The 15,161-nt window shown below is 71.3% G+C and carries 12 protein-coding genes and 1 pseudogene; 6 read left to right on the forward strand and 7 right to left on the reverse strand.

Annotated elements, in window-relative coordinates; translation table 11 throughout:
* Positions 1-64: 64 nt before the first annotated feature.
* Together ACNYS0_RS04110 and ACNYS0_RS04115 are read left to right on the forward strand one after the other, a co-directional pair.
* Entirely contained in the window at positions 65-1,288 is a 1,224-nt protein-coding gene (locus tag ACNYS0_RS04110; RefSeq protein WP_422471263.1) for an acetyl-CoA C-acetyltransferase, read from the forward strand.
* A gap of 153 nt (positions 1,289-1,441) precedes the next feature.
* Positions 1,442-2,542 carry a sulfite oxidase gene (locus ACNYS0_RS04115; RefSeq protein WP_422471264.1) on the forward strand — a complete coding sequence of 367 codons (1,101 nt, stop codon included), beginning with the start codon at positions 1,442-1,444 and terminating at the stop codon, positions 2,540-2,542.
* Between the two features lie 13 nt (positions 2,543-2,555).
* Here ACNYS0_RS04115 and ACNYS0_RS04120 read toward each other — a convergent pair whose 3' ends face one another.
* Both ACNYS0_RS04120 and ACNYS0_RS04125 read right to left on the reverse strand, forming a co-directional pair.
* Positions 2,556-3,356, reverse strand: coding sequence for a hypothetical protein (locus ACNYS0_RS04120; RefSeq protein WP_422471265.1), 801 nt, complete (start codon positions 3,354-3,356; stop codon positions 2,556-2,558).
* On the reverse strand, positions 3,346-3,900 hold the full coding sequence (locus ACNYS0_RS04125) for an RNA polymerase sigma factor (RefSeq protein ID WP_422471266.1): 555 nt from the start codon (positions 3,898-3,900) through the stop codon (positions 3,346-3,348). Before ACNYS0_RS04125 ends, ACNYS0_RS04120 begins: the two co-directional genes overlap by 11 nt.
* 241 nt (positions 3,901-4,141) lie before the next feature.
* On the opposite strand from ACNYS0_RS04125, the gene ACNYS0_RS04130 reads away from it, so the two are divergent.
* Positions 4,142-5,626: an aldehyde dehydrogenase family protein gene (locus ACNYS0_RS04130; protein ID WP_422471267.1), complete on the forward strand. Its 1,485-nt coding sequence runs from the start codon at positions 4,142-4,144 to the stop codon at positions 5,624-5,626.
* A gap of 76 nt (positions 5,627-5,702) precedes the next feature.
* On the opposite strand, the gene ACNYS0_RS04135 is transcribed toward ACNYS0_RS04130, so the two are convergent.
* From ACNYS0_RS04135 to phnA, 3 genes are all read right to left on the reverse strand, one after another.
* On the reverse strand, positions 5,703-6,842 hold the full coding sequence (locus tag ACNYS0_RS04135; protein ID WP_422471268.1) for a TIGR03364 family FAD-dependent oxidoreductase: 1,140 nt from the start codon (positions 6,840-6,842) through the stop codon (positions 5,703-5,705).
* A 124-nt stretch (positions 6,843-6,966) separates the two neighbouring features.
* Entirely contained in the window at positions 6,967-8,313 is a 1,347-nt protein-coding gene (locus ACNYS0_RS04140; RefSeq protein ID WP_422471269.1) for an MFS transporter, read from the reverse strand.
* Positions 8,314-8,415: 102 nt separating this feature from the next.
* On the reverse strand, positions 8,416-9,696 hold the full coding sequence (gene phnA / locus ACNYS0_RS04145; protein WP_422471270.1) for a phosphonoacetate hydrolase: 1,281 nt from the start codon (positions 9,694-9,696) through the stop codon (positions 8,416-8,418).
* Positions 9,697-9,882: 186 nt separating this feature from the next.
* Here phnA and ACNYS0_RS04150 point away from each other — a divergent pair, with 186 nt between their 5' ends.
* On the forward strand, positions 9,883-10,818 hold the full coding sequence (locus ACNYS0_RS04150; RefSeq protein WP_422471271.1) for a LysR substrate-binding domain-containing protein: 936 nt from the start codon (positions 9,883-9,885) through the stop codon (positions 10,816-10,818).
* Between the two features lie 46 nt (positions 10,819-10,864).
* Here the strand turns inward: ACNYS0_RS04150 and ACNYS0_RS04155 are convergent, their stop codons facing one another.
* Positions 10,865-11,896, reverse strand: a complete 1,032-nt coding sequence (locus tag ACNYS0_RS04155) for a LacI family DNA-binding transcriptional regulator (protein ID WP_422471272.1) — start codon at positions 11,894-11,896, stop codon at positions 10,865-10,867.
* Positions 11,897-12,101: 205 nt separating this feature from the next.
* Here ACNYS0_RS04155 and ACNYS0_RS04160 point away from each other — a divergent pair, with 205 nt between their 5' ends.
* Together ACNYS0_RS04160 and ACNYS0_RS04165 are read left to right on the forward strand one after the other, a co-directional pair.
* Positions 12,102-12,803: a ThuA domain-containing protein gene (locus ACNYS0_RS04160; RefSeq protein WP_422471273.1), complete on the forward strand. Its 702-nt coding sequence runs from the start codon at positions 12,102-12,104 to the stop codon at positions 12,801-12,803.
* Entirely contained in the window at positions 12,788-13,912 is a 1,125-nt protein-coding gene (locus tag ACNYS0_RS04165) for a Gfo/Idh/MocA family protein (protein ID WP_422471274.1), read from the forward strand. The genes ACNYS0_RS04160 and ACNYS0_RS04165 overlap by 16 nt, the downstream gene beginning before the upstream one ends.
* Positions 13,913-13,927: 15 nt before the next feature.
* On the opposite strand, the pseudogene ACNYS0_RS04170 reads toward ACNYS0_RS04165, so the two are convergent.
* Positions 13,928-15,032 (reverse strand): annotated as a pseudogene (locus tag ACNYS0_RS04170) (LLM class flavin-dependent oxidoreductase).
* Positions 15,033-15,161: the final 129 nt, after the last annotated feature.

Here is a 15,161-nt window from a genome sequence, read left to right on the forward strand (position 1 = left end):
GAGCTCGACCACCGGCCCGTACCCGTACCCCTGCACCCGACCCCGCCCCCGTCAGGAGCACCCCATGCGTGAAGCCGTCGTCTGTGAACCCGTCCGCACCCCCATCGGCCGCTACGGCGGCATGTTCAAGTCCCTGACCGCCGTCGATCTCGGCGTCGCCGCGCTCAAGGGCCTCCTCGAACGCACAGGCCTCAACCCCGAGGCCATCGAGGACGTCGTCCTCGGCCACTGCAACGGCAACAGCGAGGCGCCCGCCATCGGCCGCGTCGTCGCCCTGGACGCCGGCCTGCCCGTCACCGTCCCCGGCCTCCACCTCGACCGCCGCTGCGGCTCAGGGCTCCAGGCCGTGCTGTACGCCGCCCAGCAGGTGCAGACCGGGGCGCACGAGGTCGTCGTGGCGGGCGGCACGGAGTCCATGAGCAACGCGGCGTTCTACTCGACCGACATGCGCTGGGGCGCGAAGGGCGCCGCCGTCCAGCTGCACGACGGCCTCGCGCGCGCCCGCTCCACCGCCGGAGGACGCCACTACCCGGTGCCCGGCGGCATGTTGGAGACGGCTGAGAACCTGCGCCGCGAGTACGCCATCGGCCGCGAGGAGCAGGACCGCCTCGCCCTCGCGTCCCACCAGCGCGCCGTGCGGGCGCAGACGGACGGGGTCCTCGCCGAGGAGATCGTGCCGGTGACGGTGCCGGGACGCCGCCGCGGCGACGAGGGAGTGGTCATCGACACCGACGAACACCCGCGTGCCGACACGTCGTTGGAGTCCCTGGGCCGTCTCAGGCCGATCCTGCGCCACTCCGACCCGGAGGCCACGGTCACCGCGGGCAACGCGAGCGGGCAGAACGACGCGGCGGCGATGTGTGTGGTCACCACCCCTGAGCGCGCCGAGCAGTTGGGACTGCGTCCGCTCGTACGGCTGGTGTCGTGGGGTGTGGCCGGTGTGCCGCCGAAGACGATGGGCATCGGGCCGGTCCCGGCGAGCGCGGTGGCCCTGGACCGTGCGGGTCTCGGCCTCTCCGACATGGACCTGATCGAGCTGAACGAGGCCTTCGCCGCGCAGGCGCTCGCCGTGCTGCGCGAGTGGGAGTTCGGCGAGAAGGACCTGGAGCGCACCAACGTGCACGGCTCCGGCATCTCGCTGGGCCATCCGGTCGGCGCCACGGGTGTGCGCATGCTCGCCACGCTGTCGCGCGAACTGCACCGCCGCGAGGCCCGGTACGGCCTGGAGACGATGTGCATCGGTGGCGGGCAGGGCCTCGCGGCGGTGTTCGAGCGGGTGGCGTCGTGACCACGGCCCTGGTGCGGCCACTGCGGCCATCGACCTCTTGGTAGGTCTCGCACCACTGGCCCTGCCCGGGGCTCGCAGGCCATAGACCGCACTTATGAGCCCATAGGGAACAAGCCGCTAGCGGCCCGCTCGCGACGCGTCGACGCTAGGAACATGACGACAACCGACACAGCAGTCAGCGCACGGCCCGGAGTGGTCAAGCCGACGTCGGCCGAATTCATGGAGGACACCGGTACCGGGCTCGACTTCGGTACGCGGGCGGACCGGATGCCGGGCCATCTCACCCCCAACGACCACTTCTTCGTCCGGAGCCACTCCCCCACGCCCCGGATCGACGCCGAGAAGTGGTCGCTGCGCATCGAGGGCGACGCCGTCCGGTCGCCCGTCACCTTCGGCTACGACGATCTGTGGCGGTCGTTTCCGCTGGTCTCCGTCACGCGCACGATCGAGTGTGCGGGCAATCGGCGTGTGCTGTTCGGCGAGCAGCACGGGCAGCGCATCGCCGGTACTCCGTGGGGCCGCGGCGCGGTCAGCACCGCCGAGTGGACCGGCGTACGGCTCCGTGACCTGCTGGCGGCTGCGGGGGTGAGCGCGGACGCGCACGATGTGATGCCGGTGGCCCTCGACGAGTGCGGGGCCCGCCGCCCCATGCCGCTGGACAAGGCGCTGGCCGACGACACGCTCCTCGCCCTGGCCATGAACGGCGAGCCGCTGCCGCCGGACCACGGTTTTCCGGCCCGGGTCGTCGTCTCCGGCTGGCTGGGCGCGGCCAGCATCAAGTGGGTCGGCCGCATCGAGGTGTCCCGTCGGCCCCTCCACGTCCCGTGGAACACCGAGGACTACGTCCTCATCGGCCCCGAACACCCCGCGCACGGACCCGTCCTGGGCACCCCCATCAACGAACTCCCGGTGACCAGCCTGGTGGAACTCGACTGGCCCGCCCACCTGAAGCCGGAGCCCCAGCTCGTACGCGGCCGGTCCTTCGCCGGCGAGCAGCGCATCGCCTCCGTGGCATACAGCATCGACCGCGGCCCCTGGCACGAGGCCCGGCTCACCGGCTCCCGGGAGGCGGGCGCCTGGACCCGCTGGCACTTCGACTGGAACCCCGCCCCGGGCGAACACACCATCTCGATCCGCGCCACGGACGACACCGGCCGCACCCAGCCGCCCTACGTCCCGTGGAACCGCCTCGGCTACCTCAACAACCAGATCCTGGAACATCCGGTGCGGGTCGCGGCGGCGGTCAGCGGCTGAAAGAGCTGTCCCGTCACAGTCCCTCGACGGTCCGGGTCGTGCCGTCCTTCAGGGTGAGCGTGACGGTGCCGACCGGTCCGTCGTGGGAGTCGCTCTCCGGCCACCAGGCGGTCCACCTGCCCCAGGGCAGCGACGGTTCCTGCTGCAACGTGGCGTGGATGGTGCGCCCCTGGTCGCGCACGGTGATCTCCTTCACGTCCTCGCCCACCAGGCCGACCATGTAACGGAATCGAGCGGGGCCGTCCCCGAGCGTGCCCCGCGCGTCCAGTGTGACGTCGTTCGCGGACACCCCGTCCTCGGTATCCGAAGTGATGGGTACCGCCACGCCGGGGCCTTCAGGGCCGGCCAGGCAGTAGGCGGAGTGGTAGCGGGACGTGACGATCATGGAGGTGGTGGTTCCCCGCCGGTCCGCGTTGGTGATCGTCCCCATTCCTCTCACTCCTCCGTTGGCTTCCATCGCTTTGTGGAAGCACCAGCCGAAGGAGCTCAGCGCTCGGTTCGGCCGGTGGGCGGTGCTGGTCCACGTGGCCACTTCGGCCGATGACAGGGGTCCGGATCCGCCGGGCGTGGACGGTTCGGCCGACAGCGTCACCGCGAGGAGGGCTGCTCCCGCGGCGAGCCCGGCGGCCGTCGTGCAGGCCAGGCGTCGCACGAGCGGGCGGCGGAACCCGGTGGCGCCGGTGTCGCCGGGCCGGCCGGTGTCGCTCAGAACGGTCACCAACAGCTGCTCTTTGCGGGCGAGTTCTGCGGTGGAGAGTTCGGCGCGCGGAGCGGCGTCGAGTTCGACCAGGCGCGAGTGGAGATCAGACTTCATGAAGGGGCTCCGGTCGGTGCGTGGGCGAGAGGGCAGGCGAGGCGGGGGCGGCGTGGTCGAGACGGCTGGTGAGGCGCCGCTTGGCGCGCGTCAGGCGCATGGCGTAGGCCGCGCGCGTGCAACTGAGGACGGTGGCCGCGTCCCGGGCGCCCAGTCCCTCCCAGAGGTGCAGCGCGAGCACTTCCTGGTCGGCAGGGGTGAGTGACCGCCAGGCGGCGACGAGGTCGATCCGGCTGTCCACCTCAGCCGTCGCGTCGACCCCGCGTTCATGGCCCCGGACCTCTGCGGCCTGGACATGCACCACGAGTGCGGCCTGCCGACGCATGGTGCGGTGCGCGTTCAGCATCACGTTGCGTGCCGCGCCGAACAGCCAAGGCCGAGGATCAGCGGGAAGCTCCTGCCGACGGCGCCACGCGGCCAGGAACGTCTCTCCTACGATGTCGTCCACGTTCATCGGGTGGGCACGTCTGCGCACGAACCGCAGCACGTCCTCGTAGTGAGCCCGGTACACGTCCGTGAACTGGGCCTCGGTGTCGATTGGCATGGCATCCTTCCGTAGCGCCTGCCCCTACATGTCCACCACTGGCACAGGTGCAACAGATATGAATACGCGAGTTTTTGCGCGCCCTGTAGCGGCGGACCGGGCACGACGAACCGGAGCGTCCGCCTCCGCAGGCACATAGGAACCCCCTATACCCGGTATTCGCAGATCACCCGTTGTTCACCCCCCGTTGCCCGGGCGAGGGTGGCGGGGACGATCCCACCGGCTGCGAAGGAGCAGGGGCATGGCTGTGGCACCGGGCGAGACCAGGTTCGAAGTGGCGGGGTATCTGATGGGGAATCACATCGGAGGGCGGTGGGTCGCGGCGCAGTCGGGGCAGCGGCGTCCCGATGTGAATCCGGCCGACTTCTCCGATGTACTGGGGGAGTTCGCGGAGTCCGGTGGCGCGGACGTGGACCTGGCCGTCGAGGAGGCGCGGCGGGCGCTCGACCACTGGCGCGGCATCGGACCCATCAAGCGGGCGGCGTTCCTGATGAAGGCGCTGCGCATCCTGGAGCGGCGTTCGCAGGAGCTGGCGTACGCGATCACGCGCGAGCAGGGGAAGCTGCTGAAGGAGGCCACCGGGGAGGTCCAACGGGCCATGGCGGTCCTGGAGTTCACGGCGGGGCAGGCCCGGCTGCTCGGCGGGGTCACCGCACCGGCCGAGGAGGAGCGCACCTTCGCGTACACCTTCCGCAAGGCGATCGGCGTGGTGGGACTGATATCGCCGTGGAACTTCCCCCTCGCCATCCCGATGTGGAAGGTGGCTCCCGCGCTGCTCGCCGGCTGCACCGCGATCCTCAAGCCGTCGCCGCTGACCCCGCTCACCTCGGCGCTGCTGGTCGATGTCTTCCACGAGGCGGGGCTCCCGGACGGGGTGCTCAACCTGGTGCAGGGCGACGCGGCGGCCGGTGAGGCGCTCGTCGCGAACCCGGCCGTGGCCGGCATCAGCTTCACCGGCTCGCTGCCCGTCGGCACCGCGATCCACACGGGCGGCGCGGGCCGGCTGCTGCGCACCCAGCTCGAACTCGGCGGCAAGAACGCGGTCGTGGTGTGCGACGACGCCGACCTCGACAAGGCCGTAGACGCCGTCGTGCACGGGGCGTTCGGGCAGGCGGGGCAGCGGTGTTCGGCGACCAGCCGGGCCGTCGTCGACGTACGGGTGCGCGAGGAGTTCCTGGAGCGGCTCGTCGCCCGGGTCGCGCATCTGCGGGTGGGACCCGGGTTCGACGAGGCGTCGCAGCTGTGTCCCGTGGTGGATTCCGCGCGGCTCGACGCGGCGCTCGCCGCCATCGCGGGCGCACAGCGCGACGGCGGCAAGGTGGTGTGCGGCGGCGGCCGCGAAGAACGCCCGGAGCTGCCGGAGGGCTGTTACGTGCAGCCGACCGTGATCCGTGACGTGCCGTGGGACGCGGAGCTGGCCCAGGAGGAGGTGTTCGGTCCGGTGCTCGCCGTTGTCGACGCCGAGGACTTCGACGACGCGCTGCGGATCGCGAACTCCGTGAAGTACGGCATGTCCGGGACCATCTTCACCGCCTCGCAGGCCCGCGCCTTCGAGGCCCTTGACCGCTTCGAGGCGGGGATGCTGCACGTCAACCGGCCCGGCGTCGGCGCGTACGCGCATCTGCCGCACATCGGCGACAAGGCCAGCCAGTACGGGCCCCCGGAGTGCTCGCCGGAGGTCTTTGACTTCTACACGGCGTGGCACTCGGCCTGTATCTCGTACTAGCACCCCCGCCCGTGAACTGTCGAAAGGGCCGGGTCCTCCGGGTGGAGGAGCCGGCCCCTTCGGCGCGTACAGCGGCTCAGCGCGTCGCCAGTGTCTCCTCGGCCAGGCCGAAGGAGAGTGTCATGCCGGCGCCACCCACCCCGTTCACGACGGTGACACCGGGCTCGGGGTCGACCACCAGCTCGGTGCGGCCGTCGCGCAGCGAGGGGTAGAAGCCGATCCAACGCTCGGTGACCTCGGCCTCCGGGGGCAGCGCGGCGAACGTGTCCAGGTACTCCAGGACCGCCTCGTCCACCGCGTCGTCCGCGAACGGGCCGAGCGTGGGCCCGTAGGCGTGCGAGTCGCCGAGCGTGACGCGTCCGTCCGCGGTCTGCGAGACGAGGACGTGGATGCCGTGCTCGCGGTGGAAGGCCCGTTCCGTGCCCATGCGTTGGGCCAGCGCGGACTGAGTGGGGCAGCCGTCGAACGCCGCGTAGTGGAGCAGGGTGAGGCCGCCGCAGAGCATCGGGCCGAGCGCCCGGCCGCCCGCCAGCGGGGCGGTGCGCATCATCTGGAGCTTGCAGCGGGTCAGGCCACTGCCCGCGAACACCTCCGGGTACAGCGAGGCGAAGTCGTTGCCGGAACAGACGAAGACCTGCTCGCAGTCCCAATCGCCCGCGGTGGTGGAGACCGTGGGCATCGATATGCCGCGTACGTGGGTGCCGAAGCGGAACTCGACGCCGTACTCGGCGGCCAGGTACTCGGCGACGGCGGGGATCGCCCGCCGCGGGTCGACGTTGACCTCCGTCGGGCTCCACATCGCGGAGTGCAGGCCGTCACGGCGCACGAAGTCGGAGCGTTCCGCCGCCTCGTCGGCGGTGATCATGCGGGTGCCCTGTTCCCTGGCGGCGTCGCTGAGTTGCAGGAACTCCTCCAGGACGGCGGCCTCGTCGGGGTGCGTGGCCAGGTGGAGCGAGCCGGTCTCGGGGGCCCACAGGCCGGTCTTCGCGGCGACCTCCAGCCACACCTCACGGCTGCGCAGCGCCCGCTCGTACACCTTTCCGCGCTGCTGTCCGACGGACCAGATCATCCCGAAGTTGCGGATCGAGGCACCCACCGCGAAGTCGTCGCGCTCGAAGACGACGACCCTGCGGCCCTTGCGGGCGGCGGCGAGCGCGTGGGCGAGCCCGACGATTCCGGCGCCGACCACGACGGTGTCCGCGTGCTGACGGTTCATGTGTGTCTGCCTGCCTTTCGATACGGGGAGGTGCGATGCGGGGAGGTGCGATGCGGGGAGGTGCGATGCGGGGAGGTGCGATGCGGAGACGTTCGGTCCGGGGACGTTCGATGCGGGGACGGTGTCACCGCGCGCCTGCCGTGCGCGGGCGGCGGTTCCAGTGCGGGACCATGACCGCTCCCGCCAGCGCGGCGGCGATGGAGAAGATGAGGAACAGGGCGGAACCCGAGAGGAAACCGGGCAGCAGGCCGCCGAGGATCGCGCCGACCGAACCGCAGCCGTTGACCATGCCCGCGGCGGTGCCGGCCCCGTCCTCGGCCCCGAAGTCCACGGCCGCGACACACGAGATCATCGAGTCGGCGGCGTACACGGAGAGGCCGATCACGGCGAGCAGCGCGACCATGATTCCGACGCTGTCGGTCCCGGTGAGCGGGATGAACAGGCCGAGGACCACGGTCAGTACGGCGAGGGACAGGACGCAGGCGGGCACCCGTCGCGACTGGAAGATTTTGTCCGACACCCAGCCCACGACGATCGGCGCGACCACGCCCGCGGCACCGAACGCCACCGGGATGACCGTCGCCGCCACCTTGTCGACGTGCGGAAGGCGCTGGCTGACCAGCACCGGTCCCCACAGCAGGATCGCGTAACGGGCGGGTTTGAGCAGGAAGTAGGCGGCGCCAAGGGTGAGCACCATGGGGTCGCGGAGTGTCTCGCGGTACAGGGCGAGTCCGCCGCCGCGCTGCTTCTTGCCCGCGGGATCGCCCGAACTTCCCTTCTTCCCGGGCGCGTTGCGCTGGAACAGGACGAAGAGCACCAGGACGACGGCGAGCGTCGCGGAACCGCAGAAGAACGCCGCGTGCCAGCTGTCGAAGACGGAGTACGCGAGCCAGCCGAGGAACGGGGGCGCCGCGAGGCCGCCGAACGCGTAGTTCGTGGACCAGAACCCGAGCACCCTCCCCCGCTCGGCGACCGGGAAGAACGACCCCATGTTCTTGCACAGCGGCGCCCAGCCGGCCGACTGCGCCAGGCCCTGGATCACCATGGCCCCGCCGAAGACGAGCAGCGCGCTGGAGGCACCCATCAGCAGCCCCGCGCCGATCGCGCCGACCATCCCGGTGATGACGACGACACGCGGACCGAACCGGTCGGACCACGCACCCCACACGAACTGCCCGACGGCGTACGCCGCGAGGTAGATCGCGTCGATGACACCGAGGACGCGTTCGGAGAGGGTGTGGGAGAGGACGGGGTCGTCCAGGATGCCCAGCTTGGCGACGGAGAACGCCTGCCGGACAAAGTAGAAGCCCGCGTACGCGATCCAGGTGACCGCGAAGATCTGCCAGCGCAGCCGGGGGTTCACCAGGTGCGGATGGACGGTGCGTTGGGCCTCACGGGTGGAGACCGGTGTGCCGGTGTCGGATGGCTCGGTGTCTGGTGGGTCGGTGACTGGTGGGTCGGTTTCGGCCATGGGGAGTCCCCTCCTCGGCGGATCCGGATATGGCACGGCCCCGGCGCGCACCTCGGCGGCGCGCCGGGGCCGGAGTTGAACTACCGACTTCCCCTCCTTCCGTCAGGCGGTGAGCGGCTCCCCCGCCGCCGCGTGGCAGCCGATCCAGTAGGCGTCGAAATTGCGCAGGCGGTGTCCGGCCGGGAGCTCGACGGGCCGGTTCACCAGCACCGGCACGCGCTGCTCGGTGAGGCCGCCGTGCGAGCGCAGCGGTTCCTTGAAGCCGGAGATGTCGTGCCGGGCCCCGGTCGTGCCGAGCACGGTGTTGCGCTCGGCGATGACGACGAGGTCGCCGATCCGGTCACCGGGCAACTCGAAGCGCGCACAGGCCTGTTCGCGGGTGAGCACGGCGTCGACGCCGTCGACCGCGGCCAGTCGCTCGCGCAGGGTGTCACGGTCCGCCCCCTCCGGCAGGTGCACCGTCGCGTACGAGCCGAGCGCGCCGTGGTGGACGGTGTACGGGTCGGTGATCGGCAGGATGACCCGGCTTGCCCCCTCGCCGGTCGCCGCGTCGAACCAGTCGGACAGGAAGACGACTTGGGCCTCGCCGTCGGCGTCGGACTTGGCGTTCATTCCGTGGTCGGCGGTGACGACGAGGACGGCGCCGAGCGCGTCGATCCGCTCGAAGTAGCGGTCCAGCATGGCGTAGAAGCGGTTGGCGACCGGGGAGCCCGGGGCGTGCTTGTGCTGGATGTAGTCGGTGAGGGACAGGTACATGAGGTCGGGCCGGTCACGCTCCAACACATCACACCCTGCCGCCATCACCAGCTCGCTCAGCTCCGCGCTGTAGACGGAGGGCAGGTCGAAGCCGGTGGACTCCAGGACCTTCTCGATGCCGTTGTCGGCGAGGGTGACCTGGTCGGCCTTCTCGGCGGAGAAGCAGATGCCGCCCTCGGCGAGCCCGCTGCCCAGCAGGCGGCGCAGCTTGTCCTTGGCGGTGATGACGGCGACCTTGGCGCCGGCGCGCGAGAAGGCGCCGAAGAGGGTGGGCGCGCGCAGCAGTTCGGGCGCGTTCATCATCACTTCCTCGCCGGCCTCGGCGTCGTAGAAGTAGTTGCCGCAGATGCCGTGGACGGCGGGCGGCACGCCGGTGGCGATGGAGAGGTTGTTGGGGTTGGTGAAGGAGGGCATCGTGCAGGCGCCGCGCAGGTCGGCGCCGCGCGCCAGCATGGACTCGGTGAACGGCATCAGGCCGTCCGCGATCGCGCGCTCGTGGTAGGCGTCCTCGCTGCCGTCGATGCAGACGACCACGACCGGACGGCCGGGGCGCGGGTACTCTCGCCCGTTCACGGTGAGCCGGCCGTCGGCGGAGGTCTGCGATGTGGTGCCGGCGACAGGATTCATGTACGTCCACCCCTGTTGGTCGTAGGTGCGGGAGCCGTGGTGCGTCCCTCGGATCCATGGGTACCACCGGCGTTCGAGGGTGCAGAACCACGAAGTTCGCTATGGCCTCCATAGCCCGAGGGGCCCGGCGGGTGGTGTGCCGCGGGCCTGTCCGGCCGATCAGTAGTGGGCTACGCTCGGGGCCCTATGGAGCTCAACCTGCACCGTTTGTGGATCTTTCTGAAGGTCGTGGAGCACCAGGGCTTCTCCGCCGCCGCGCACGAGCTGTACATGAGCCAGCCCTCGGTCTCCAACCAGGTGCGCCGCCTTGAGCAGACGCTGAAGGTGACTCTGGTGGACCGCTCGGGGGCGCGGGCCCGGCCGACGGCGGAGGGCGAGGTGCTCGCCGCGTACGCCAAGCGGGTCTTCCTGCTGGCGGACGAGGCGGTGGCCGCGGTGCAGCAGGTGTCCTCGCTGGAGCACGGCCGACTGATGGTGGGTGGCTCGACGACGGTCGGTACGTATCTCCTGCCCGCGCTGCTCGCCCGGTTCCGCGAGCGGTACCCCGGCGTGGAGTGCGATGTGTTCGTCGGCAACAACAAGGCGGTGGCCGAGCGGTTGTTGGCCGGTGACATCGGGATCGCGGTGGTGGCGGGCGGCCCGGCCGCGACGGCTCAGCTCCTCCTCGAGCCGGTCCTGGAGGAACGCCTCGTCCTGGTCGCCCGCGGCGGCCATCCGCTCGCCGGGCACACCGGGGCGCTGGAGCCCGGGCTCCTGTCCGGCGAGTGCTTCCTGATGCGCGAGCCGGGCTCGCACACCCGCACCGAGCAGGAGCGGGTCCTGGAGTCGTGGGGCATCTCGGAGACGGTGTCACGGTCCGACGTGTGGGGCCCCGAGGCGGTCAAGCAGTGTGTCGGGGCCGGGCTCGGCGTCGCGCTCATCTCGGAGCACGCGATCGTGGACGACGTGGAACGCTCCGGCGCCCTCACCATCCTGCCGGTGTCACCCGAGCCGAGCCCCCGGCCGGTGTCCCTGGCTCGCCGCCGCGACCGCCTCCTGTCCCCGGCGGAGCGCGCCTTCGTACAGTTGCTGCGCTCTGCGGACGGAAGCTGGCCGCGCGAACTCGGGCACCTGGAGCAATAGCCGGGCCGCGGCGCCCACTTGCCCGGCCGACGCGGCGGGGCGCGCCTCACCCCAGCGCGGCCGTCGACTCCCGTACGACCAGTTGTGTCGCCAGTTCCACCCGATGCGTGTCGGGCTGTTCGCCGCGTGCCTGGCGCAGGACGGCGCGCAGGGCCGCGCGGCCCATCTCCTGCAGGGGCTGGGCGACGGAGGTGAGGGCGGGGACGGAGTCGCGGGCGAGGGCCGTGCCGTCGAAGCCGACGAGGCTGAGGTCCTCCGGCACCCGGATGCCGCGTCTGCGGGCCTCGCGCAGGACACCGACGGCGATGGCGTCGTTGCCCGCGAAGACGGCGGTCGGCGGCCGGTCGAGGGACAGCAGTGCGGCCAGCCCCTCGATGCCGTACTCGGCACGGAAGCGGCCGTGCAGGACGAGACCGGGGTCGGTCTCGATGCCGCGCGAGGCGAGCGCGGACAGGTGGCCGTGCAGGCGCGCCTGGTTGCACTCGACCGCCTCCGGGCCGCCGAGGTAGGCGATGCGGCGATGGCCGAGGTCCAGGAGGTGTTCGGTGGCGGACTTGCCTCCCGCCCAGTTGGCGGCGCCGACGCCGACGACGTCGGCGGGCGGCGGGTTGTACGAGTCGATGACGACGACGGGGATGTGCCGCCGCAGGAAGGCGGACAGGCCGGACTCGTCGTAGGCCGAGGTGACGACGATGACCCCGGCGCGGCCCTCGTTGATCATGCGCTGCGCCTTGCGGCCGAGGCCGAGTTCGGCGGCGCGCCGACGCCCGGTGGTGCTGACGACGACCTCGACGCCGGTGCTCGCGGCGTGGTCGAGGATGCCGTGGAGGAGCGCCGACGGGTACGCGGAGTCGATCGCGTCGAAGGCGACCTCGACGACGTCGGGTCCTTCGGGTCCCCGGCGCTGGGAGGGCGAGCGGTATCCGGCCTCCTCCAGTGCGGCCAGCACCTTCGCGCGGGTCTCCTCGGACACGTCCGCCCGGCCGTTGACGACCTTGGACACCGTGGCCGTGGAGACTCCGGTGCCGCGCGCGATGGCGGCCAGGGTCGGCTTGGCCGAGGAGGGCGGGAGCGGCACGGGGTCTCCTGGTTCTCGAAACAATTTCGGTGACGGCAGCGTGGTGCGCGGGGCGACCGACGTCAACCCCGCACACCAAATCGTCGTGCTGCATGCCCTCTTGACCGCTCCGGCGGTCGATTCTACGGTTCCTGAGTCTCGAACAATCCTCGAAATATTTCGGTCCCCGTCTCTCAATGCCGAGGAACGGCAGCAGAGGAGTCCAGTGACGACCACCGCCAAGAAGGCACTCGTCGTACGCGGCGGCTGGGACGGGCACCAGCCCGTCGAGGCCACCGACCTGTTCATCCCGCACCTGAGCACACACGGCTACGAGGTGCGGGTCGAGGACTCGCCCAAGGTCTACGCCGACGCCGCGTACATGGCCGGCGTGGACCTGGTGATGCAGTGCATGACGATGTCCACCATCGAGCGGGAGGAGTTCGCGGGGCTGCGCACGGCCGTCGAGAACGGTACCGGGCTCGCCGGCTGGCACGGCGGGATCGCCGACTCCTACCGGAACACCGCGGACTATCTGCACCTCATCGGCGGCCAGTTCGCCTGCCATCCCGGCAAGCACCCCGACGAACGCAAGGGCGAGCAGGCGGACAACTACGTCCCGTACACCGTGAACATGCTTCCCGCCGCGGCCGAACACCCCATCACCGAGGGCATCGAGGACTTCGACCTCGTCACCGAGCAGTACTGGGTCCTCGCGGACGACTACATCGACGTGCTCGCCACCACCACGCAGAAGATCCGCGCCTGGGACCCGTGGCACCGGGAGGTCACCTCGCCGGCGATCTGGACCCGCAGGTGGGGCAAGGGCCGGATCTTCGTGTGCACACCGGGCCACCACGTCGAGGACCTGGAACACCCCAGTGTGCGCACCATCGTGGAGAGGGGACTGCTGTGGGCGAGCCGCTGAACGTGGGTAGGCGGCCGTTGCGGGTCGGCATCATCGGGTGCGGGACGATCGTGGGCCAGTACCTGGCCAGTCTGCGCAGGCTGGCGGGCGTCCGGCTCGTCGCCGTGGCGGACCTGGACGCCGAGCGGGCGCGCGCGGTCGCGAAGGAGTGGGGCGGGGACGTACGCGCGGTCTCCGTCGAGGAGTTGCTCGCCGCGCAGGACGTGGACCTCGCCCTGAATCTCACCGTCCCCGCCGCGCACGCCGAGGTGGCGCTCAAGGCGATCGCGGCCGGCAAGCACGTGTACGGCGAGAAGCCCCTCGCGGCCACCACGCACGAGGCCCGCGAGGTACTGGAGGCCGCCCGGCAGGCGGGAGCCGTCGTCGGCTGCGCCCCGGACACGGTGCTCGGCACCGGCATCCAGACCGCGCGCAAGGCGATCGACGACGGGCTCATCGGCCGTCCGGTCGCGGCGACGGCGACGATGGTGACACCGGGGCACGAACGCTGGCACCCCGACCCGGACTTCTACTACGCGCCCGGCGGCGGACCGCTGCTCGACATGGGCCCGTACTACGTCACGGCCCTGGTCACCCTCCTCGGGCCGGTCGCCTCGGTGATCGGGGCCGCCAGCCACACCCGTCCCGAGCGGGAGATCGGCAGCGGGCCGCGGGCCGGGGAACGGGTCCCGGTCTCGGTCGACACCCATGTCACCGGGGTGCTGGTGCACGAGTCGGGCGCGCTGTCGACGCTCGTGGTGAGCTTCGACGCGGTCGCGACGCACTCGGCGAACATCGAGGTCCACGGGCCGCGCGGCTCCCTGGCGGTGCCCGACCCGAACCACTTCGACGGTGACACACGTGTGTTCCGGCTCGGCGCCGACACATGGGAGACCCTCCCCGTCTCGGCCGGGTACGTCGGCTCCGGCCGCGGCTACGGCATCGCCGACCTGGCCGCCGCGCCCCCGGCGCACGAGCCACGTGCGTCGGGCACGCTCGCGTACCACGTCCTGGACATCATGGAGTCCCTGCTGGCCTCGGCAGCGGGCGGCACGTCGGTCCCGGTCTCCAGCCGTGCCGCGCGTCCGGCGGCGGTCCCGCTCACGGACCTGTCGCGAACGGGGGTCTGAGGACAGAACCCCGGGTCAGGCCCGCGCGGGCTCCTCGACCACCGGCGGCGCGGGTGGCGCAGGGAGCACCGGTTCCCAGGCGAACGGCGGATCGGGGAGCTCGCGCCGCAGCACCGAGGCGGCCTCGGACTGGAACAGTTCGAGCGACGACCGGTGCTGATGACGTGTCAGGCCGTCGCCGTCCGCGTGCAGATGCAGCACGGAGTGCCCGAACCGCTCGTGGTAGCGGTGCACCTTCTCGACGACCTGTTGCGGGCTGCCGATCAGGGCCGAGCTGCGTTCGACGAAGTCCTCGACGGTCTCGAATACCACCGGGAGCCCGGAGCGCCGCTGGAACGCCAGCGTCGCCTCGAAGATCGGCCGGTACACCTTCACCGCCTCCTGGGAGGTGCGGGCCACGAAGAGACCGGCCGTGCCTGCGCCGACGGCGATCCTCGCGGGATCGTGGCCGTAGTGCTCCCAGCGCTCGCGGTAGTGGCGGATCAGCTCGGCGTACGGCTCGATCGGATGGGTGACGTTCGCCGAGAACAGCGGGTCGCCGTAGCGGGCCGCGAGGTCCACCGACTGCTTGCTGGTGGCGCTGCCGTGCCAGACCCGGACCGGCCGCTGGTACGGCCGCGGCCACACCTCGGCGTCCGTGAGCGGCGGCCGGAATCGGGTCGCCGCGGTGACCTTGTCCTGCCGCCAGAGCTTGCGGAACACCTCGTAGCTCTCGGCGTTGCGGTCCCACTGGTCCTCGGGCGTGACGTGGAACAGCTCGCGCTGCGCGGTCCCGTTGCCCTTCCCGATGATCAGGTCGAGGCGTCCGTCGGAGAGGTGGTCGAGCGTGGCGTAGTCCTCGTAGGCGCGCACGGGGTCGAGGAGGCTGAGTGTGGTGACGGCGGTGAAGAGGCGGATGCGCCTGGTCAGCGCGGCGATGTGGCTGAGCACGACGGTCGGCGACGAGGAGATGAACGGCCGCTCGTGCCGCTCCCCCACTCCGAACCCGTCGAACCCCAACTCCTCGGCGAGCAGCGCGTGTTCGAGCACTTCACGGAACCGGCCGGTCGTGGGTCGGCTTCCGCACACCGGTGACCGGGTCCGGCCGGTGCGTGATCAGGGTGATGGCGAGGAACTTCACGGCGCCACCTGCTCGGCGCCGGCCTGCGTGACAGTGGTGGTCATGGTTGTTCCCTCTCGGTGCTGCCGTACGGGATGGACGCGCGATGGGGGGTCGTCGCGGCCGGATCGGATCCGTCGCCGACGGGGC

It is taken from the genome of Streptomyces anthophorae (genome assembly GCF_049310305.1).
Lineage (GTDB): Bacteria > Actinomycetota > Actinomycetes > Streptomycetales > Streptomycetaceae > Streptomyces.